Origin of the sequence: Flavilitoribacter nigricans DSM 23189 = NBRC 102662 (assembly GCF_002646595.1) — a bacterium.
GTDB classification, from domain to species: Bacteria; Bacteroidota; Bacteroidia; order Chitinophagales; family Saprospiraceae; genus Flavilitoribacter; species Flavilitoribacter nigricans.
Genome location: NZ_PDUD01000021.1, coordinates 249591 through 270715 on the forward strand (window position 1 = coordinate 249591; position 21125 = coordinate 270715).

General features: G+C 51.3%; 19 protein-coding genes. 9 read left to right on the top strand and 10 right to left on the bottom strand.

The features are described 5' to 3' along the window. Nucleotides 1-23: 23 nt before the first annotated feature. From CRP01_RS16315 to CRP01_RS16335, 5 genes are all read right to left on the bottom strand, one after another. Nucleotides 24-1310, bottom strand: a complete 1287-nt coding sequence (locus tag CRP01_RS16315) for a TRAP transporter large permease (RefSeq protein ID WP_099151135.1) — start codon at nt 1308-1310, stop codon at nt 24-26. A 3-nt stretch (nt 1311-1313) separates the two neighbouring features. Further along, nucleotides 1314-1772, bottom strand: a complete 459-nt coding sequence (locus CRP01_RS16320) for a TRAP transporter small permease (RefSeq protein ID WP_099151136.1) — start codon at nt 1770-1772, stop codon at nt 1314-1316. Between the two features lie 62 nt (nt 1773-1834). Continuing rightward, on the bottom strand, nt 1835-2815 hold the full coding sequence (locus tag CRP01_RS16325; RefSeq protein WP_099151137.1) for a TRAP transporter substrate-binding protein: 981 nt from the start codon (nt 2813-2815) through the stop codon (nt 1835-1837). 51 nt (nt 2816-2866) lie between these two features. Further along, complete coding sequence (uxuA, locus tag CRP01_RS16330; RefSeq protein ID WP_099151138.1) at nt 2867-4045, bottom strand: mannonate dehydratase; 1179 nt, start codon at nt 4043-4045, stop codon at nt 2867-2869. A 100-nt stretch (nt 4046-4145) separates the two neighbouring features. After that, nucleotides 4146-5384 carry a DUF6807 domain-containing protein gene (locus tag CRP01_RS16335; RefSeq protein ID WP_099151139.1) on the bottom strand — a complete coding sequence of 413 codons (1239 nt, stop codon included), beginning with the start codon at nt 5382-5384 and terminating at the stop codon, nt 4146-4148. A 207-nt stretch (nt 5385-5591) separates the two neighbouring features. Between CRP01_RS16335 and CRP01_RS16340 the strand changes: the two genes are divergently transcribed. After that, nucleotides 5592-6188 carry a hypothetical protein gene (locus CRP01_RS16340; protein WP_099151140.1) on the top strand — a complete coding sequence of 199 codons (597 nt, stop codon included), beginning with the start codon at nt 5592-5594 and terminating at the stop codon, nt 6186-6188. Nucleotides 6189-6847: 659 nt separating this feature from the next. Here CRP01_RS16340 and CRP01_RS16345 read toward each other — a convergent pair. The 5 genes from CRP01_RS16345 to CRP01_RS16365 form a co-directional block, all read right to left on the bottom strand. Next, nucleotides 6848-7933 carry a fatty acid desaturase family protein gene (locus tag CRP01_RS16345; RefSeq protein WP_233752691.1) on the bottom strand — a complete coding sequence of 362 codons (1086 nt, stop codon included), beginning with the start codon at nt 7931-7933 and terminating at the stop codon, nt 6848-6850. Nucleotides 7934-8112: 179 nt separating this feature from the next. Next, nucleotides 8113-9894, bottom strand: coding sequence for a hypothetical protein (locus tag CRP01_RS16350; protein ID WP_143473409.1), 1782 nt, complete (start codon nt 9892-9894; stop codon nt 8113-8115). Between the two features lie 32 nt (nt 9895-9926). Beyond that, on the bottom strand, nt 9927-10787 hold the full coding sequence (locus tag CRP01_RS16355) for an ABC transporter ATP-binding protein (RefSeq protein ID WP_099151142.1): 861 nt from the start codon (nt 10785-10787) through the stop codon (nt 9927-9929). Next, a complete protein-coding gene (gene modB, locus CRP01_RS16360; RefSeq protein WP_099151143.1) occupies nt 10784-11464 on the bottom strand; it encodes a molybdate ABC transporter permease subunit in 681 nt (226 codons plus the stop codon). The genes CRP01_RS16355 and modB overlap by 4 nt, the downstream gene beginning before the upstream one ends. A 9-nt stretch (nt 11465-11473) precedes the next feature. After that, a complete protein-coding gene (locus CRP01_RS16365) occupies nt 11474-11968 on the bottom strand; it encodes a dihydrofolate reductase (RefSeq protein WP_099151144.1) in 495 nt (164 codons plus the stop codon). 222 nt (nt 11969-12190) lie between these two features. Between CRP01_RS16365 and obgE the strand changes: the two genes are divergently transcribed. From obgE to CRP01_RS16405, 8 genes are all read left to right on the top strand, one after another. After that, nucleotides 12191-13225, top strand: coding sequence for a GTPase ObgE (gene obgE / locus CRP01_RS16370; RefSeq protein ID WP_099151145.1), 1035 nt, complete (start codon nt 12191-12193; stop codon nt 13223-13225). A 45-nt stretch (nt 13226-13270) separates the two neighbouring features. Next, nucleotides 13271-14131 carry a fumarylacetoacetate hydrolase family protein gene (locus tag CRP01_RS16375; RefSeq protein ID WP_099151146.1) on the top strand — a complete coding sequence of 287 codons (861 nt, stop codon included), beginning with the start codon at nt 13271-13273 and terminating at the stop codon, nt 14129-14131. A 41-nt stretch (nt 14132-14172) separates the two neighbouring features. Then, a complete protein-coding gene (locus tag CRP01_RS16380) occupies nt 14173-14961 on the top strand; it encodes an SDR family NAD(P)-dependent oxidoreductase (RefSeq protein ID WP_099151147.1) in 789 nt (262 codons plus the stop codon). Between the two features lie 15 nt (nt 14962-14976). Continuing rightward, nucleotides 14977-16203, top strand: a complete 1227-nt coding sequence (locus CRP01_RS16385; RefSeq protein WP_099151148.1) for a Pycsar system effector family protein — start codon at nt 14977-14979, stop codon at nt 16201-16203. Between the two features lie 125 nt (nt 16204-16328). After that, a complete protein-coding gene (locus CRP01_RS16390; RefSeq protein WP_099151149.1) occupies nt 16329-18023 on the top strand; it encodes a M3 family oligoendopeptidase in 1695 nt (564 codons plus the stop codon). An 80-nt stretch (nt 18024-18103) separates the two neighbouring features. Next, complete coding sequence (locus CRP01_RS16395) at nt 18104-19189, top strand: glycosyltransferase family 4 protein (protein WP_233752692.1); 1086 nt, start codon at nt 18104-18106, stop codon at nt 19187-19189. 36 nt (nt 19190-19225) lie between these two features. After that, the gene (gene crcB / locus CRP01_RS16400) at nt 19226-19591 is read left to right on the top strand and encodes a fluoride efflux transporter CrcB (RefSeq protein WP_099151150.1); all 366 of its coding nucleotides are present in this window, start codon (nt 19226-19228) and stop codon (nt 19589-19591) included. A 245-nt stretch (nt 19592-19836) separates the two neighbouring features. Then, nucleotides 19837-20661 carry a hypothetical protein gene (locus CRP01_RS16405; protein ID WP_099151151.1) on the top strand — a complete coding sequence of 275 codons (825 nt, stop codon included), beginning with the start codon at nt 19837-19839 and terminating at the stop codon, nt 20659-20661. Nucleotides 20662-21125: the final 464 nt, after the last annotated feature.

Below are 21125 nucleotides of genomic sequence, written 5' to 3' on the forward strand. Positions count from 1 at the left end.
TTAATTCATGTTGATGAAAGCAATTAATAGCCGAATACGCCCGGCAACCAAAGGCTGAGTTCGGGAATATAGGTAACCAGGATCAGGGCGATCAGCATGGCCACAAAAAGGGGTAGCAGGGGTTTGACCACTTTCTGTATAGTCGTTTGCGCCACACTCACCCCGACGAAGAGGATCGAACCTACCGGCGGCGTACACAGACCGATACACAAATTGAGTACCATTACGATACCGAAATGGACCGGATGCATACCGAGTTGGGTAACGATCGGTAGAAAGATCGGTGTGAAAATGAGTACCGCCGGGGTCATATCCATAAAGATCCCCACAAACAGCAGGATCAGGTTGATAATGATCAAAATAACCACCTTACTGTCGCTGATGGAAAGCAGGAAGTCCGTGATAGCCTGTGGAATATTTTCGTAGGCCATGATCCAGGACATACTCATTGAGGTACCGATCAGCAACATGATGATAGCGGTGGTGCCTACGGAATCCAGCAGGATTGTTGGCATATCGCTCAATCGTACTTCCTTGTAGAAATACGTCAATAATAAACAGTAGAGAACCGCAACGGCAGAAGCCTCCGTAGCGGTGAAAATACCGACTACGATACCCCCGATCACCACGATGAGCAGCAGCAGACTGGGCAAGGCGTCAATAAAAGTACGGATCACATCACCGATGCTGTTGCGCTCTCCGACCGGAAATCCCTTGCGTTTGGCCCAGATCGCGGCGACGACCATCAGGAACAATCCCGTAAGAATACCCGGAATATAACCCGCCAGGAAGAGTGCCGCGATGGACGCCCCGCCGCTGGCCAGGGAATAAACGATCAGGATATTACTGGGTGGAATGATCAGACCGGTAGTGGAGGAGGTGATGTTGACCGCCGCCGAATATTCCTTGGAGTAACCTTCCTTCTCCATAGTCGGCCCCATGAAGGTACCAATAGCGGAAGCTGCCGCTGCTGCGGAACCGGCGATGGCCCCGAAAAGCATAGCGGCGATGATATTTACGTGGGCCAGGCCACCGGGTAAACTCCCCACCAGGGTTTTGGCAAAATTGATCAGCCGTCGGGCTATGCCCCCCCGGTTCATAATCTGGCCGGCCAGTATGAAAAACGGGATCGCCAGCAGCGCAAAGCTGTCCAGACCGGTAGCCATTCGTTGGGCTACCGTCGTGAAGGCGGGAATTACGGGAATGCTGACCAGCATGGTTAAGATACTACTGATGCCGATACTCCAGGCGATGGGCACGCCAATGCCGATCAGAATAACAAAAGTCAGTACGAGTACTAATATCTCCATGAGTTATACTTCTTTAGCGAGAATGTCTTGGGTTTTGTAAAAGATGACGAGTAGGCCGCTGAGCGGGACCACACTGTAGACCATGGCCATCGGCACACGCAGCGCCGCCGAGAGTTGCCCCAGGGCCTGGGTGATGTACAACAGGCGCATACCCCCGATAACAAGTACCGTCAGGGCGAAGATCAAAATGAGCAGGTCGATAAAGCGCTGTAATCTTCTTTGTTTGGCCGGTTCCAGTTTAGGCCCCAGCAGGTCGATGGCCAGGTGCATGCGCTGACCGGAAGCATAGGCCGCCCCCAATATACCGATCCAGATGAGTAGAAAGCGGGCCAGTTCTTCGGACCAACTGGCCTGATTTCCCAAAGCGTAACGGGTGAAAACACCCCAAAGTACATCGAGGGTAATGACGCTTAACAGCACCATTAGAATACCTCCGACGATTTTGTCTATTGTTGCTCGCATATTATTCGAGTTGTAAATTTTAAAAGGGTTTTCTGCGCAAAGCGCCGTCCGGAAACTACAGTTTACTCCACGGCCTGAATTTCCCGGATCAGTCCGGAAACAGACGGATCATCTTTGTATTCTTCCAGCACGACCGCCGTTTTTTCCATAAATCCGGTTTTATCCGGGCGGATCACTTCTACGCCGGCTTCCTGAACGGCGGCCAGCGCTTCGGCTTCGGCTTCGGCCCAGAGCACTCTTTGCTTTACCTTGGCCTCGTCTGCGGCCTGCTGCAGCCATTGCTGCTCCTGTTCATCCAGGCTATTCCAGGCAACGGTACCGATCACCAGGATGTCGGGTACGGCGGTATGCTCGTTGAGGGAATAGTATTTGCAAACTTCATAATGCCGGGAAGTATAGAAACTTGGCGGGTTGTTTTCCGCACCGTCCACCACGCCCTGCTGCAGAGCCGTGTAAAGCTCCCCGTAAGAAATGGGAGTGGGCGCTCCTCCGAGGGAGCGTACCAAGTTGATCGCGGTTTTACTTTCCTGCACCCGGATCTTCAGTCCTTCTACATCTTCCGGCTTATTGATCGGGCGATCCTTGGTATAGAACGACCGCATGCCGGCATCGAAGTAGGTCAGGCCGCGCAGCCAGAATTCTTCGCCCTGGATCAGCAAACGCCGTCCGATCTCTCCATCTAGTACATTGTAGGCATGTTCCCGGCTGCGGAAGATGTACGGCAGGCTCATTACGCGGATATTGGGAGCAAAGTTCTCCATAACCGCCGCGGATACTTTGGTCATCGAAAGGCTTCCGATCTGAAGCAGTTCGAGGCACTGGCGTTCGGATCCCAGTTGCTCGCTGGGGTAAATATCGATGGCCATCCGGTTGCCGGATATTTCCTGCAGCCGATCGGCCATAAATACCATGCCCTGGTGTACGGGGTGATCCGTCGGTAGGCCGTGGGCCAGCTTCAGCCTTTTGACCCGGGATTCCGTTCCGCAACTACTGGATAGGGCAATTACAAGTAGCAGGAGTAAAGAGTAAACTGATGTTCTCATAAAAATTCGATCTTATGCTTTGGCTGTAACAGCCGAACGTTCATTAAAAAATTATGCACCATTCGCCCGGGTGATGGCTTCTTCCAGGCCACGCAGTTCCGCCAGTCCACGCAGGCGGCCGATGGCAGAATAGCCGGGATTGCTGTGCTTTTTCAGGTCATCGAGCATACGGTGGCCGTGATCGGGCCGCATGGGGATGCCTTTTTCCCGGTTTTGTTGCTCCCGGCTCAGTGCTTTCATTACGCCGTACATATCGACGTCCCCGTCCAGGTGATCAGCTTCGTGGAAATTGCCTTCGGCGTCTCTTTTCGTACTGCGCAGGTGGATGAAGTGAATGCGGGAACCCAGTCGATCGACCATACCCGACAGATCGTTATCGGCCCGTACTCCGAAAGAGCCGGTACAGAAACACAGGCCGTTGGCCGGATCGTTCACCGCCGAAAAAAGCGTATTGACATCGGCTTCCGTGCTTACCACCCGCGGCAGGCCAAACAGGGAAAATGGCGGATCATCGGGATGAATAGCCAGGCGGATACCCTCCGCAGCCGCTATGGGTACTATTTCCTGCAGGAAATGGATCAGATGCGCCTGTAGTTTGTCGCGAGTGATGTCGCGGTAAGTATCCAGGATCGCCTGGAAATCAGCGGTACTGAATCGACCTTCCGTGGTCGCCCCCGGCAAACCGGCGATGATATTTCGAACGAGTTTTTCCCGCTCGGCTTCACTTTTTCCGCTCAGGTAGCTTTTGGCGGCTTCCCGCACATCCGGCTCGTAGTCTTTTTCCGCTCCGGGGCGATTTAAAATATAGAGATCGAAAGCCGCAAATGCGATCTTTTCGAAACGCAGGGCCGTGGAGCCATCCGGCATCGGATAATCGAGGTCGGTACGGGTCCAGTCCACCACCGGCATAAAATTATAGGTGACGATCCGGATATCGCAGGCGGCCAGATTGCGCATACTTTGTTTATAGTGCTCGATATAGGTCTCATACCGGCCGCTCTGCCGCTTGATATCTTCGTGTACGGGAATGCTTTCCACTACGGACCAGCTCAATCCGGCCGCTTCGACCTCCGCTTTTCTTTTTTGAATTTCTTCAATGGGCCAGATCTCTCCATTGGGAATATGGTGGAGTGCAGTGACAATGCCGGTTGCTCCGGCTTGGCGTGCGTCGGCAAGACTGACAGGATCATTGGGGCCATACCAACGCCAGGTTTGTTCCAGTTTTAGCATTAAGTAGCAATTTGGGTAAAGACGTTCTTATTTTGGGCCTACCCTGAATGATGGCCCTACCAGGCCGGATCCACAAAGTAGGCAAAAACATTGATCCATTTTATTCCTTCCAGCTCACGGCAGCTTCCGATGCGTAGGCCTCCCACATCGCATCCAGTTGGGCTGCGTCCGGCTCACCGTCAAAACTGAGTATCCGGTAAGTGTAGGAATAGGTCTCGCCCGGTACCTGTTCGAAGGCGGCCTCCAGCATGGGCGTCTGCACGAAATAAGGCATACTGGGATGCACCCGCACGGGCTGGGGATGGCGGAAATTGGAGGGATGATCAAACATAGCTACTCCGCTGACCGAGCCGTCGATCTGGCCGTATACTGCCGTCCAGTTCGGCCGGCTGTGATTGGCGCTGTCCCGATTAGTGACTCCTTTACTGGTGAGTACCTGCATGGGGCCGGTATAGCGTGTGCTGTCCACTTCGTTCCACTCAGCGGCCAGGCGGATCCCCATGCCTCCGTAGTGGTATTTATTGATAAACAGCGTATCCTTTCCAATGATCTGCTGCGTAGTGGTGAGGTCGATGACATGGTAGTCGGGGATCGCGTAGGTTTTGACGTCCCAGGTTTCGTCGAGTACCGGTCCGTGCTGCAGACTAATGGCTTCGTGCCGGGACTGAAAGTAAGCAAAAACGGGTCCGCTTTCGCTCGTTGTCAGCTCGCGGAAGGCCACCGTTCCAGTTTCTTTCTGTTGGTTCCAGAAGTCCGTAAAATCCCCCCGGTAGGTCGTATTGACCCAGGCGAAAAAGATGCCGTGCTGGTGGGTATGTCCGGCGGGGAAACCATCCGTAAGCACTTTACCGGAAGGACTGTAAAAAGGATGAATGAAACCGCTACGCTGGTAATAGTCCGGGAGGCCCTCGGGAGGGGAAAGGGTAGCGGTATTGTAGGTCAGCACCGGATGCCCCGCGCTGCTAATATCCAGGCCGGTTTCGGTCTGCTCGGTGTGCAGCCCGGTGGTTTCCGATCCGGATACGGGAACCAGCTCGTATTCCCGGGAAGTGCCGGCAGCCAGCGGAGCGTCCAACAGGAAATAGATCTCTCCGGTAGACGCCTGTTGCAGTTCCAGTTCGTTACCGCTATCCACGGCCTTTAGTTTCATATCTGTACAACATTCGGTGTCCGTCGGAAGAGAAACGGACAATAAGGTCCCGGCGGGAAGATCGGTGTCGTTCTGAACCGTAAAGCTGCCTGCTGCCGGATCGCCGCAACTGAAAAACAGGAGGAACAGGCTGCCCAGCGTACACAGACCGAAAGATTTGTAGAATGGGTTGAAGAGGTGCACTTGCATTAAAGTTGGTATTGGTGATCTGAAGTGCTAAGATATTAAAAGTATGGGGTTGTTGGGGGAGTGAGGTGTCAGGGGGGGAGGTGTCAGGGGCGAGGGAGGGTGTGTAATTGCGGAGCGATGCCAAATACTTGCGGGAGGGACAACTTAGTGCTTGCGGACTTGTTTCAAGTGGGACGAAGTTTTGGATTTAAAAAGAAAACGAGGTATATGGCCGGTATCTGGGATTACATTAAGAACATTTTTAAGGAAGCGGAGGAGAGTTCGCCGTCTAATCCGGCTATTCACGCCATGATCGAACGATCGGAGGAGGAGCGTGCCGCTTTTCAGCAGTGGCAGGATTCGTTGGTGAAACGAAGGCTGGTCGACTGGCTGGATAATCAGTACGCTATTTACCGGGTCACGCCCCACGATATTGACGAGGCCATGGATTTTTTGGATACGCCTTCGTCTAAGGGATTCGTCATTCATTTTTACAAAACGAATTACAACCGTCAGGAGGTAACCCACTTTTTTGATTTCCTGAAGGAGCAGATCAAGGGGTTGAACTACAAAGTGCAAATTTCGGATACCCGGACTTATAACCGGAAAGATTGGGTGGAAACCGTAGAACGGCATTACCTGAAGCCGCGGCCCCAATTTGAAAAAGGAGTGAAAATAGATCAGCGCTTTGGAAACATCACGATCGAGCTGGTCTTACGCAACGATCGGGTTTACCAACTGAAACTACAGGCGACATCCTATCGGGATCATCTTTACGAAGAGGCGGAGGAATTCCGTGATCTGATGCAGGCGATCCTGCGGTAGCACGGCTGGTGTCCTTATTCCTCTTCTTTCCATCTGCCCCAGTCCTGGCGCAAGGTTTCTTTGTTCAAAATAAGCGTGCCGGTAAAAAGAATAAATAGTAAAATAAAATCACTCATGGGTTAATCGGAGTTTACGAAGTACTCTTTACAGAGCCTCCAGTTTTCATTGATGGCTAAGAAGTAGTGAAAATGTGATCTTAAACTTTGGGTCGATTTACTACTAAAGGGGCTGGATGTGCATTCCACTCCACTCAAAGCGAATGCAACACAACACAAGTAAACTTTCGATTGTAAAGGGCTCTTGAGCAGGAACGCTCGATCTTTACTCGCTTTCCATGTTCAACTGCAACAACAAAAGTTGTCAGATGTTCGGTGTCCTGGGCTTAGGACCTGTTCAGCTAGTAATTTTTTTTTAAAGCGTGTCTTGAAAACAAGCAAAATGTAAGGGAATACATTTCTTTGTGCGCCCAAATATATTAGTTTTTTTTTATAAATACTAGTAGGCGGGGCTGCCGATCACCTTTTTGCTGCCGGTTTTCGAGAGGAGGTACAAAATAAGGGGAGACAACGCTCTGGTTGTCTCCCCTTATTCAGCTTTGATCGCCAATATGATCTTCACACTGGGATCCGAAATTCAGATCCTCCCGGATCCGAACTGGATCAGGCGGCCTGCAATTGTCTTTCCCGGCGGTAGAATTCGCGGAAAGAGATCATGCGTTGTTGTTCTTCGTCCCAAAGTTTATGGAACATGCACTTCAGGCTTTCGACGAAACCGACTGTGGTGACATATTTCTGCAGGACAGGATTTTCCTTGGCACAGCGTTTCAGGTTATAGTTGGGAATACCGGAACTCAGGTGATGGATGTGGTGGTAGCCGATGTTACCGGTCAGCCAGTTAAAAACCCGGGGCAATTTGTAGAAGGTACTGCCGCGAATAGCCGACAACAGATAGTCCCAGTTTTTCTGCCATTGCTTGTAGGTGTGTTCGTGCTGGTGCTGTACGTAAAAGAACCAAACCGCGATGGTACCGAACAGTACCGTAACGGGCAATTGCAGCAGCAGGAATTTTTTCCAACCGAGGAACCAGGCGAGGCCTACGTAAAGCACCGCCATAACCAGGTTATTGGGAATCAGATCAATGATCGTCTGTTTCCAGCCCTTAAGCCGGGCGAAGGGCAGGCGGTTTACGATCAGGATATAGTAGATCGGTCCGAGCAGGAACATAACGATCGGCATGCGATAGAGCCGGTAGCCGAAACGCTGCATCGGTGTGTAACTGCGGAACTCTTCCACGGTAGCTACCTTAATGTCACCGATCTCGATATTTTCCAGTTGACCGTTGTGTACGTGGTGGAAATTATGGTTAGTAGCCCAGTAGTGGTAAGGGATAGAGCTGAAAAAGCTGCAAAAGAATCCCACTACATTATTCCATCTTTTGGATTTCAGGAAAGATTGGTGGCCACAGTCGTGTTGAATGATGAAAATGCGAACGAGGAAAAACGCATTCAGCAGGGCCAGCGACAGCGTGATCCAGTAAGACCAGTCCAGTGAAAAATACATCAGTACCCACAATCCGATATAGGGAATAAAAGATGTGAACATCTGATAGACTGCCTTGCGGGTGCTTGGTTTCTGATATTTTCTAATCAGTTGCGGCCATCCTTTGAGCGCTTTTTTGATTTCCTGGTCTTCGGCTAGGATCTTTTCCTGGATAGAAGCGTTGGACGCCTTGCTGTTATAAACCACTTGTCAAAGTTTTAAATCGTTTGAAATAGACGTTGTTGTAGATAGTAGTAGAAGGAACAAACGATAGGTGAAGTTCAACAGCGTCTATTCCTTTCTGGGTTTTACCGTCCACAAAACTACACGACTTTAGCAGAAATAAAAAATGGATATGAATTCATTAACATACTGAATTCCGACGCCTAACCGCCTAAAGGGCTAATTTCCAGCGTTTCGAAAGCCCGGGCCATATTCAAAAGGCGGGTTTGTAACTCCATCGGCGAATCACCCGCTTCGTCGGCAATTAGCCGTAATTGTTCGGCAATTGGGGCCAGTTGGAGCAGGGCTTCTTCCCTGGACATGCGCTGCAGGCGATACCAGCGATGGTGCACGGCAGCGCCCTGAACGAACTGATACATACCCCGGGCCATCAGCAAAAGGTCCCGATATCCACCCACGAACATTTCCCGCTGGTCGGGGCGGAAATCGAGGGTCAGGTATTGTACCTCTTTCTGAATGCGATCCAGCCAGTTGATGGCATTTTCAATAGTCAGCAGGTATTCATCCACCGGACGGGCGGAAATTTCCATCTGCCAGCGCCAGTGCACGGTGGCGCTGAGGGTGTCGGGCTGCTCGGTCTCTTCGGGATAAAGCGGCGTGCCCGGCGGTTCAAAAAGATCATCGATGCCCTTCATAAGTAGTGGCTCCTCCAGGTAATCCCGGTCGAGGAACTGCGGGGGCGGAAAGTGACCGTTGTCCAGCAGGTTGACGGAATTGACGCTGCTCATCGCCTGAATGGCGTCTTCGGCGATCAGCATAATGGAGGTGAGTCGGCTCGGAAAGTCATCTCCGAACATCGCTTCGTTGGCCGCATGTAGGGTGGGTTTCAGGCTTTGCCGCGGATCTTCCAGGAAGCGCATCAGCAACTGGAGGTTGAGACGGTTAAAATTATTGACACTACCCCCCTGATCCCTCTGGAACGCTCGCCCGATGGCGAGTTCTACATCCTGCAGATAGGTTTGTTGGGCCAGGTATTGCCACCAGCGGGGCAGGACAATGGGCAACTGGCCCTGACCCAGAAATTCCGTATCGGTCAGTATATCAACGGCCACCGGGTTGTTATCCAGCCTAGCGGTATCTCCCGGCGCCACGAATCCCCAGAAGGGCATCAGCGTCGTTTCTTCCGGCCAGGTGGCCGGTTCCAGCATCATGATATCCGGATAGCGATTGAAAATTTCGTAGGCTTCCCGGCGGGTTTTATTGGTATGCCAGATACTTTCCGCCGACAGCATACCTTGTAGTCCCAAAACTTTGCAACTTTCGCTAAAGGTCTGCAACAGGGGCGGTAGCCATTCGGAGATGCGGTCCAGATCGGCGGTCGCCAACTCAAAAATATTCCCGTTGCCCCGGCCCATTTTGAGGCTGACTCCCTTCAGCTCGGGCATGGCTGCCTGCAGTGCTTCCAGTATCTTCGGCAGGCTTGCTACGATGGCCGGATCAGCGAGATCCAGTCGGCCGTTTGCATCGAGCCAGTCGGGATGCGCGGCCCGTAGACTGGCGGTATCCTGAACCGGAAATACCGGAAAGGGCAGGGCGTAATAAAAGTTTAGCTCCTGGGCCCGGCAGGCATTATAGGCTTCCAGAACCAATTGCTCCTGGTACTTGCGCTCATCGGCATTCAGGTAAGTCGCAAAAGCCGGATCCAGCTCGGAAAGAAAAGCCACCTGTTTGAGATCGGCACCATCGTAATCCGTCGATACGCCGGCCTGCTGCCGGTAGGCATTTCCCAGGTGGTGAGGACTGTGGTAAATATAGGTCTCCGCTCCCCAGTGCTTAACATCTCTAAACCAGGCATCGGGATTAACGGTGGGAGGGAGCGTACCGTAAATAGCCCGTTCCGGCGGAGTGCCGGGAAATGGTGGTTCGCTGTCCCCACAGCTCAGCATGATTACGGAAAGGATGAAAAAAAAAGCAATTCTTATCATAAAATCGATTCGTTCAAAGGGCATAAAGATGGCTAAAAATTTTTCAGATGCCAGTGATCGGCTTCCAGAATGATCTCCTGTCCGACCTCCAGTATTCCTACACGGAGCGGCACAGATAGTTCAATAAGCTGATCGTGGAGGCTGACCCGAAGCAGATAATGCGTGTTTTCTTTTTTGAGATCGACAATGCGCCCGCTCAGTTGCAAAGATGCTTCGCTAAGGGCTTTTGGCGGATAATATCCGGCGGCATCCTCCAGCAGATGTCCCTCCTGAATGTGCAGGATCCGATCGGCCATGCGGGTGATCTCACTCTGGTCGTGACTGACCAGGATAGTCGTGAGGGCGAACGTCCGGTGAACCCGGAGAATATAGGCCTGCAGGCGATGGCGCATTTCCGGATCGAGGGCAGAAAGGGGTTCATCCAGCAGTAGTAGCTTCGGCTTTCGCACCAGCGCCCGCGCCAGGGCCACCCGCTGTTGCTGACCACCGGAAAGCGTAGCGGGTTTATGGTCGAGCAGGTGTTGCAATTCCATCACTTCGATGAGGTCCTGCAGGTGATCAGCCCGCTGGTCGCGCTCCAGGGCATACGCCAGGTTTTGCCTGACGTTGAAGTGAGGGAAGAGCGCATAATCCTGAAAGACCAGGCCGATATTTCGTTTTTGTGTAGGCCAGTTTATCTTTTTGGAGGTATCGAGCCAGCATTCCTCATCGACCAGGATCTGACCGCTTTCGGGTTGCATAAGGCCGGCCAGCATGCGCAGCAGACTGGTTTTTCCACTTCCGGAGGGGCCACTCAGGGCCAGCAGTTCTCCTTTGGGGATCTCCAGCTGAATGGTCAGATCCATGGGGCCGTGGCCGGAAAGCAGTGATTTGCGCAGATCGATCCGGATCATATCACCACGGATTTAGCCGCACGCCGGTTGATCCCGTACACGAGCAGCAGAATGCCAAAGGTGAAACCGATCAGTACCAGGGCGTATTTATTGGCCATGCCGTAGTTCATGGCCTCCACTTCATCGTAAATAGCGATCGATGCGACCCGGGTCTCGCCCGGTATATTACCGCCGATCATCAAGATGACGCCAAACTCTCCGATCGTATGGGCAAAAGCCAGCACCGTGCCGCTGATCAGAGAAGGTTTGATGTTGGGCAGGATGATCCGGAAAAAAGTCTCGCGTCGGGATTTTCCCAGTACATAGGACGCTTCGGCCAACTGGCGGGGGAAGGCCTCAAAACCGGCCTGGATAGGTTGCACCATAAAGGGCAGACTGTAGATCATGGAACCCAGTACCAGGCCCTCAAAGGTGAAGACCAGCCGAAGTCCCAGCGTCTGATCCAGCCACGCGCCGAAACCGCTGCCGGGGCTGAAGGCCAGCAGCAGATAAAAGCCCAGTACAGTTGGCGGGAGGACAATAGGCATACTGATCACGGCTTCCACCCAGGGTTTGAGCCGGGACTTCATCCGGGAAAGCCGGTAAGCCAGAGGGACTCCGATTACCAACAGGAGTACGGTGGTGATCGCCGCCAGTTTGAAAGTTAACAATAAGGTCGTGCCAAAGCTACTGTCCATGACTTTAAATTAGGGCGCGGGTTCGTATTCGTTGAGGGAAAAAGGATAGGCGTGTCGCTCATCGACCTGGTGGTAGACCGATCGGGTCAACTGCCATTGGTCCCAGTCTATCTCCGGGAAGAACGCATCGCCCTCAAAAGTATGATGAACAATGGTCAGGTAAAGATAGTTGATCCGGGGCATCATCTGCTCAAAGATCGTTTCTCCGCCCAAAATAAAAATTTCGGGTTCGTCTTTTAGTAATTCAATGGCGGCTTCCGGACTGTTGGCGATCTGGGTGTTTTCCGGGAGCGAAAGCGCCTCCTGGGTAGTGATGACCACGTTGCGGTAATCCGAAACGAGCGCATCTTCAGCCTGGAAACTCTTTCGCCCCATTACGAAGGCCTTACCGCGGGTAACGCGGTGAAAATTAGCCCAGTCGTCGGGCAGTTTCCAAAGAAGTTTATTGTCTTTACCGATGGCGCGGTTTTCACTCATGGCGGCAATGGCGGCTATACGTTGCATGCTTTAATGTTGGTATCAGGATTTGTTTGTGATAATGTTTACCATACATCCCGCTGACCCTTGAGCAGGAATAAAAATGGTCCGGATCTCTTAAAAAATAGTTTCAGCTATAAATTTAACAGATTGCCGGGAAATTCGGGACCGAGGCCGGAAAGGCAGCCGTCATTACGGGTTTTACCGGGCTAAATCTACCGATAATAACATTTATCGTATTTTTGCCGCATGGCAGAACAGAACTTTGTTGATTACGTGAAAATATGTTGTCGATCCGGTGCCGGTGGTGCTGGATCGAGTCACTTTTACCGGGCTAAGGGGATCCCAAAAGGCGGTCCTGACGGTGGTGACGGCGGCCGGGGCGGACACATCATTCTGCGGGGCAACCGAAACGTATGGACTTTACTTTCTTTGAAATACCGCAAACACATCATTGCCGGCCGCGGCGTGAACGGTGGGGAGAATAACCGGACCGGAGCTGACGGAGACGATATTATTCTGGATGTACCCCTGGGCACGGTAGCCCGGGATGCGGAAACCGGAGATTTTGAATTTGAGATCACCGAACACGATGAGACCCGCATTTTGTTAGCGGGCGGCCGGGGAGGTTTGGGGAATACCAACTTCAAATCGGCTACCAACCAGGCACCGCGCTACTCCCAGCCCGGCGAACCGGGGCAGGAAGAATGGAAGATCCTGGAGTTGAAAGTACTGGCGGACGTCGGCCTGGTCGGTTTTCCCAATGCGGGAAAATCTACCTTCCTGTCGGTCATTACGGCCGCCAAACCGGAGATCGCTGCTTATCCTTTCACTACGATCACTCCCAACCTAGGGATGGTCCAGTACCGGGACGGCCGCTCCTTTGTGATCGCGGATATTCCCGGGATCATCGAGGATGCGCACAAGGGAAAAGGACTGGGGCATCGCTTCCTGCGCCACATCGAGCGCAATGCCACCCTGCTCTTTATGGTACCCAGTGATGCCGACAGCATCAAGAATAACTATCAGACCCTGCTGCACGAACTGGAGATGTACAATCCGGAGCTACTGGACAAACCCCGGATACTCGCAATCACCAAAAGTGACCTGATCGACGAGGAACTCCAGGAACTGCTGCAGCCGGAGATACCTAAGGATGTACCCCATATTTTTATTTCTTCGGTTACTCAGTACAATATCCAAAAGCTAAAAGATCTGCTCTGGGAGACAATCAACAAATTCCGGGAAGACAAACCCGCCGAACGCGAAGGCTTTTTGGAGTGATTTCCTATCTTGTGCGCTATTGATTAAATGGAAAACTAACTTTATATGAAACTCTTGCGTTTCGGGCCTGTCGGTGAAGAAAAACCCGGCGTATTACTCGGTGACGGCCGAAAAGATTGCTCTGCCCATTTCTCAGACTGGGATCAGGAATTCTTTCAGAGCGGCGGCCTGGAGAAATTACAACAACTCATCGAAACCGAAGGTCATAAACTGCCCAATGTGTCGGCCTCTTCCCGCTGGGCGGCACCGGTAGCCCGTCCTCATACCATTATCTGTGTGGGGCTCAACTATTCGGATCACGCCAAGGAGTCCGGAATGGAGCCGCCGAAAGAACCGGTGGTCTTCATGAAAGCGACCAATACCCTGGTGGGCCCCAACGATACGGTGGAGATCCCGAAAGACAGTACCAAAACGGACTGGGAGGTGGAACTGGGCATCATTCTGAAGAAAGATGCACTGTACCTGGAGGACGAAGCGGCGGCGGCAGACTGTATCGCCGGTTATTGCCTGGTGCACGATGTTTCCGAAAGAGAATTTCAGCTCGAACGCAGCGGCCAGTGGGTGAAAGGTAAATCCTGCCCGGGCTTTAGTCCGGTTGGTCCCTGGCTGGCTACTACCGATGAGGTAGAGGATGTAAGCCAGATGCGCATGCGCCTGTGGGTAAACGGAGACTTGCGCCAGGATGGATCTACGGCCACTATGATCTTCTCTCCGGCTCACATCATTCATCACCTTTCCCAGTTTATGAAACTGGAGGCAGGCGATATCATCTCAACGGGTACGCCTCCGGGTGTAGGCCTGGGGATGAAACCACCCACTTATCTCAAAGCGGGAGATGTGGTAGAACTGGAGATCCCGGGTCTGGGCCGTCAGCGCCAGGAATTTGTAGCCTATCAAGCCTCCTGAAAAGCAGGTCCGGTAGCGCCGGATGCTGAAAAAAGATCAGAATGAAGCAAGTTTTTGATTTAAGTGGTAAAACAGCGATAGTGACCGGTTGCGGGAAAGGCATCGGTGCGGCCATCAGCAGTGCGCTGGCCAGACAGGGCGCTATCGTTTACGGCCTGGATATGGATAATGCCAGCGGAAAAGCTCTCATTGATTCGATCAATGCTGAGGGAGGAAAGGCTCACTATTTCTATTGTGATGTGGCGGACTACGAAACCACGGGAAAAGTATTTGACTATATCGCTGAAACTACGGAGTACGGCCTGGATATTCTGGTCAATAATGCAGGGATCGCCCATATCGGAACGGTGGTGAGCACAACACCCGATGATCTGGACCGACTGTACCAAGTGAACATCAAAGGGGTGTACAACTGTTTGCACTTCGGAGTGAAGCATATGCTGGAGAGCGGCGGCGGCAGTATCGTGAACATGGGTTCCGTGGCCGCATCGGTGGGACTTTCCGACCGATTTGCCTATTCCATGAGCAAAGGTGCCGTTACGACCATGACTTACAGCGTGGCCAAAGACTTTATAAAGGAAAATATTCGTTGTAATGCCATTGCACCGGCGAGAGTGCATACGCCTTTTGTTGATGGATATCTCAAACAGACCTATCCGGGGCGCGAATCGGAGATGTATGACCAACTGGCGGCTACCCAACCCATCGGTCGGATGGGACAACCCGGGGAAATTGCCAATCTGGTGGTGTATCTCTGTTCGGACGAAGCCAGTTTCATCACCGGGACCATTTATCCCATCGATGGCGGCTTTTTGACCTTGAATACCTGAATTGCCGAAAATTAAATGTCTACTATCACTAATAACATTCTGGAAGCGGCCGAAGCCTACGTTGAAAAACATTTTGAAGAACGGATTCCCGAGGAATACGTTTACCACGATCTGCTGCACACCAAATACGTGGTGGAAGCAACCCTGGAGATCGCCGAAGGTTACGAACTGACGGAAAAGGAACAGGAGATCATTCAACTGGCGGGCTGGTTTCACGATAGTGGATACGATAAAGGCGGCAAGAATCACGAACAAAGAGGGAGTGACTATGCGGTCGACTTCCTTCGCCAACACCAGTATCCGGAAGCGGATATTGAAAAAGTTTCACAGTGCATATTGGCCACCAAGTGGCCACAGTATCCAGAAAACCTCCTGGAAGAGATCGTTTGTGATGCGGATCTGAGCCATCTGGGCAATGCCTGGTACTGGGACCGCTGCGGGAAAGTTCGCCAGGAACTTTACCTGATCCACGGGAAAGTACTGTCGGAGCAGGAATGGGTGGATTCCGAACTGCAGTTCATCACGAATCATCACTACCATACGGAAGTGGCCCGGGATCTGTTCGACAAGCGGAAAGAGAAACACATCCGGCAGCTGCTGAAGCAGAAACTGCGACTCAACCCAACGGCAAGCACCGGCACGGAAGCTACAAGAGGAAAGAAGAAAAAGAAAAAAAAGGATACCGCACTCTCTACGGATAGTGCATTGGAATTGAAGCAGCTCAATCTGGGCAGAGGGGTGGAAACGATGTTCCGGACGACTTACCGGACGCACGTCAACCTGAGTTCCATCGCCGATAATAAGGCCAACATCATGTTGAGTATCAATGCCATCATCATCTCGATCGTGGTAGCCAACCTGGTACCTAAATTTGATGGACTGCCCAAATTGATCGTTCCTACGATACTACTGCTGGTGGTTTGTCTGATAGCGCTGGTTTATGCTATTCTGGCAACCCGCCCCAAAGTGACCGAAGGGAAGTTCTCCCGGGAAGATATCGAGCACAAGCGGGCCAATTTGTTATTTTTCGGAAATTTCTACGATATGGATATCGAGGATTTTCACTGGGGAATGACCGAAATGATCAAGGATAGTGATTTTCTGTACAGTTCGATGACCCGTGATCTTTATTATCTCGGAATTGTGCTCGCAAAAAAATATCGCTATCTTGCCATCTGCTATTCTGTTTTCATGTACGGCCTCATCTTATCTGTAATTGTCTTCGCCCTTGCGTTTTTATGATACTCTGACACCCTGATACTGTGAGATTTTGATCCGCATCACGCGAGACAATCACGGTATTCAGACGTTATGGTATTCCAGAAATCACCTTTTCAATTTATCCCAGTACACCATTATCTTTTAGTATGAAATTCGAAGAATTTACCTACGCGCGCCCGGAGATGGAGGTTTTTACCAGTCGCTTCGAGAGCTTATTGGAGCGATTTGAAAAAGCATCCTCATTTGCTGAGCAAAACGAAGTATTTCGAGAGATCAATGAGATGCGTACGCATTTCTTTTCGATGTACAATGTCTGCTACATTCGTCACACGATCAATACCAAGGACGAATTCTACGAAGAGGAAAACAACTTCTTCGATCAGCAAATGCCCAATTTCGAGGCGCTGAACACTCGTTTTTACCGGTCTCTGCTGGAGTCGAAATTCCGGCCCGAACTTGAGCAAAAATGGGGAGGACAGCTTTTTATCATTGCCGAGTTGAGCCTGAAAACTTTTGAACCGGTCATTCTGCAGGATCTGCAGGAGGAAAACCGGCTCAGCAGTGAATATACCAAACTGAAAGCCGGTGCGGCCATCGTGTTTCGCGGCGAGGAATACAACCTGTCTTCGATCCAGATCCCCGAAACGGATACCGATCGGCAAACCCGAAAAGAGGCGGCCGAAGCGAAATGGGCCTTTTTCAGTGAGCGTTCCGAACGTTTCGATGAGCTTTTTGACAAACTAGTGGATGTGCGCCACCGGATCGCCAAAAAGCTCGGTTTTCGAAACTTTGTGGAACTGGGGTACGCCCGGATGATCCGCTCTGATTACAATGCCGAAATGGTGGCGGAGTTCCGCCGCCAGGTACAGGAATACATCGTACCCTTGGCTACGGAGCTGTACAAACGTCAGGCGAAACGTCTCGGGCTGAAAAATCTGAAATATTACGATGAGGATTTTCGATTCCCGAGCGGTAACCCCAAGCCCAAGGGAAAGCCGGAATGGATCGTAGCCAATGCCGGCGAAATGTACCAGGAACTTTCGGCGGAAACGGACGAGTTCTTCTCCTTTATGCAGGACAAGGGGCTGATGGACCTCATCAACCGGCCGGGCAAAGCTACCGGTGGGTATTGCACCTATATCGGTGAGTATAAATCGCCTTTCATTTTTTCCAACTTCAACGGAACCAGCGGGGATATTGATGTGCTGACCCACGAAGCCGGACATGCCTTTCAGGTATATTCCAGCCGGGATATCGGTATCAATGAGTACAACTGGCCAACCTACGAGGCCTGTGAGATCCATTCCATGAGTATGGAGTTCTTCACCTGGCCGTGGATGCAGTTATTCTTCAAGGAGGATACGGATAAGTACCGTTTTGCGCACCTGGGCAATGCCATCTGCTTTTTGCCGTACGGCGTTGCGGTGGATGAATTTCAGCACGAAGTGTACGAGAACCCGGATATGAGCCCGGCGGAAAGACACGCTACCTGGAAGCGGATCGAGCAAAAATACCTGCCCCACCGGGATTATGACGGACTGGAATTTCTGGAGAAGGGTGGATTCTGGCAAAAACAATCGCATATTTTTGCTTCTCCGTTTTATTATATAGATTACGCTTTGGCCCAGATATGTGCATTCCAATTCTGGGCCCGGGACCAGAAAAACCACGAAGAAGCCTGGAATGACTATGTAAAACTTTGTCAGGTAGGCGGCAGTGGTTCTTTTCTGGAATTGGTGAAATTAGCGGGACTGGAATCTCCCTTTCAGCCCGGATGTCTGCAAAAGGTTATGCAACCCATTCGGTCCTGGCTGGAGAACATCGATGATTCCCGGTTTTAAAACTATTCGGGCCGGGCGCGGTATTTGCCGGTTTGGGAACTGCCGCGCCCGGAGCAACTACAACCTAAATTGCGAGTGCCATGGGGCCGATGTTTTCGGTAATATTTGCTTTTGTCACAGCCTTCATCGTGACTTACTTTGCCATACCCTCTATTATCAATATTGCCGAAAAGAAAAACCTGTTTGACGTACCCAATCAGCGCAGTTCCCATACGCGTAAAACTCCTTCTCTGGGTGGTATCGGGATCTTTGCCGGCGCTATATTCTCTATCGTTTTCTGGACGCCTTTTCAGGCATTTGGAAGTTTGCAGTTCATTTTGTGCGGGTTTATCATTCTGTTCCTGGTAGGCGCCAAGGATGATGTACTGCCGATGGACCCGTACAAAAAAATGATCGCCCAGTTTCTGGCGGCGGCAATTATCGTCTTTAAGACCGAAGTGAGGATCAGTAGCCTCTATGGCCTGTTCGGAGTTACGGCGCCCATGCCGGAATGGCTGGTGATCCCCATCTCCATATTCACCGTGCTGGTGATCATCAACGCTTTCAATCTCATCGACGGTATTGACGGCCTGGCGGGCAGCCTCGGGGTGATCATTTGCGGTACCCTGGGGTGTTGGTTTTTTGTGGCCGGCAACTGGGATCTGGCCACCGTCGCCTTCGCTACCGTTGGAGCGATCGTCGCTTTCCTGCGGTACAATTTTTCTCCGGCGAAAATATTCATGGGCGATACCGGTTCGCTAATGATCGGTCTGGCCAGTGCGGTGCTGGTCCTGTCCTTTATTGAGCTCAATTCCAAACTGCCGGTGGGCACGCCCTACAAACTGAACGACGTACCCGTAGTGGGCATCGGGATCATGATCATCCCGCTTTTTGATACGCTGCGGGTTTTTATAACCCGGATCATCCGGGGGAATTCTCCGTTTAAAGCGGATCGCAGGCACATTCACCACCTGCTGATCGATTATGGGTTCAGCCATATGAAGGCAACGGGTATTCTGGTATCCGTCAATGTTTTTTTCATTACCATAGTGCTGGGCTTACAGGATGTTCTGGATATCCACCTGCTGTTGTTGCTGGTGATTCTGATCGCTACCGGCCTGACCTACTTTTTACACAAGGCCAATCTGGAAAAAAAGCAACAGCGGGACAACGATAAGCCTGCCTAGTCGGGAAGGGGATGCAATCAGATTAAATCGGATCTCATGCTGAATTTTTTGTTCGTATTTATCGGTGGCGGCCTCGGAAGTATGTGTCGTTACGGCATTGCCCGGGGAATGGCGCACTACAAGCTCAATTTTCCCCTGGCTACCTTCACGGCCAATGTACTGGCCTGTATTATTCTGGGCTATTTGATCAGCCTCAAAAGCGGTGATCAGGTCAGTGGCAATACGCAATTGCTGATCATGACCGGATTCTGCGGAGGATTTTCCACCTTCTCCACCTTTACCGCCGAGACGCATCTGTTGTTCCAGGAGGGCGCCTACGGGCAGGGGCTGTTTTACGTCGGAGCGAGCCTTGTGGTGTGTCTATTGAGCCTGTATCTGGGTACCCGGCTCGGCCTTCGCTGATGCTCTGGATCACCTATAGCGTATTCCCATTTTATACACTTCTTCGATCTCTTTTTACCTGAATTTCTGCTTTTGTCAGTGCTTATTCTCCGGCCTGACCGAATGGTTCTGCTGCGGGCCAGGGTTTCTTTTTTTAAAAAAAATGGAAAAAAGTATCTGACATTTTTCGGATTTCCCCTCTACCTAATACAGGATGCAATTTTACTTCCTGTATTCCGAATTTAAAATGATCAAAAACTCGAACCATGAGAAACCTCATTCTGCTATTCATGACATTATTCATCAGCTCCATCAATTTACAGGCCCAGTCGAAAGAAGCATCGCTCACCGCAATTCAACCCTACGAAAGTTTTGTTTTTCTGGAAAAGGATACCGTTGGTATGGAAAACCGGCGGTTACTGACAACCATCAACCTCAAGAGTACCAATTATGATGTGCTGCTAAAAAAGGCCGAAAAGGAGGCGCGCCGCCTGGGCGGGAACTGCCTGCTCATCACCAGCCACAAAGCGCCAAATCCGTGGGCGACCCGGCACCGGATCAAGGCGAAGGTCTTTCGGATCGATAACCCGGAATCTTTTGAAAAGGAAATACCCTGGCACCCTTCGAGACCGCTAAAGGTCTGCAATTTCAGAGGGGATCGTGCCGACAATCCGCTGCCTTCCGCAAGTACAACGGCGATCGACATCAATATTTTCTCGGATCCGGAAAGCGGAAAGACCAAAGCGATCATTGAAGCCCGCTTCAAAAATGAAAAATCCTTCTTCACGCCATCGGCCGGTAGCGATGATAGACTGGCCATTGAACAACTGGTTTTCGATCTGACCGAAGTCTACGCCCGAAAGCTGCGAAAAATAATCGTGGAAGAAGTAAGCTCTTCGGACGAGCTGATCGAGATCTGGCAATCCAAAGCCGGGGCACTTTTGCCGGAATGGTACGGCAAGCGGAACGAATTTCTGGAAGAAGTGGCCGAAAATAGCGACGCTCAGGAGCAATGGCGGGAATGGGTAAATGGCGAACTTGATAGTTTGCAGGCTTATAACCAGACCGAGTTTCTGCTGGCCCTGAGATAATCGCCCCGTTCATAAGTAATCAACCTACTCCAAATTGGGGTGCTGCAGAGATGCGGTATCCCATTTTTGCTTGTAACTTCCCATCCACCAGCACCAATAATTGACCGACCAGATATTCCAACATTCCAACATTCCCACGTTAAAACATTTCCACATTTCCACATTTCCACGTTCCAACGTTCCAACGTTCCAACGTTCCAACATTTCCCACCGCACTTTTGCTTTTCCTCGGGAGTTATCAGATATTGTCGAAAAAAATCAAATTCTGGCCGGGGGCCGGACCAAAGTCGAAATTAAAAACACTTTCAGTAGGGAATATTTGAGTAAATTGGACACTGCTTCCATTGATCCATTACCGGGGAAAGTAGCATGCCGGCAATGATCCGTACCGGCCGGGATATCCGGTAAGAGCCCTTCACTGCGATGGAAAATCGCAAAGCCATATTAAAATTCACAAAATCGAT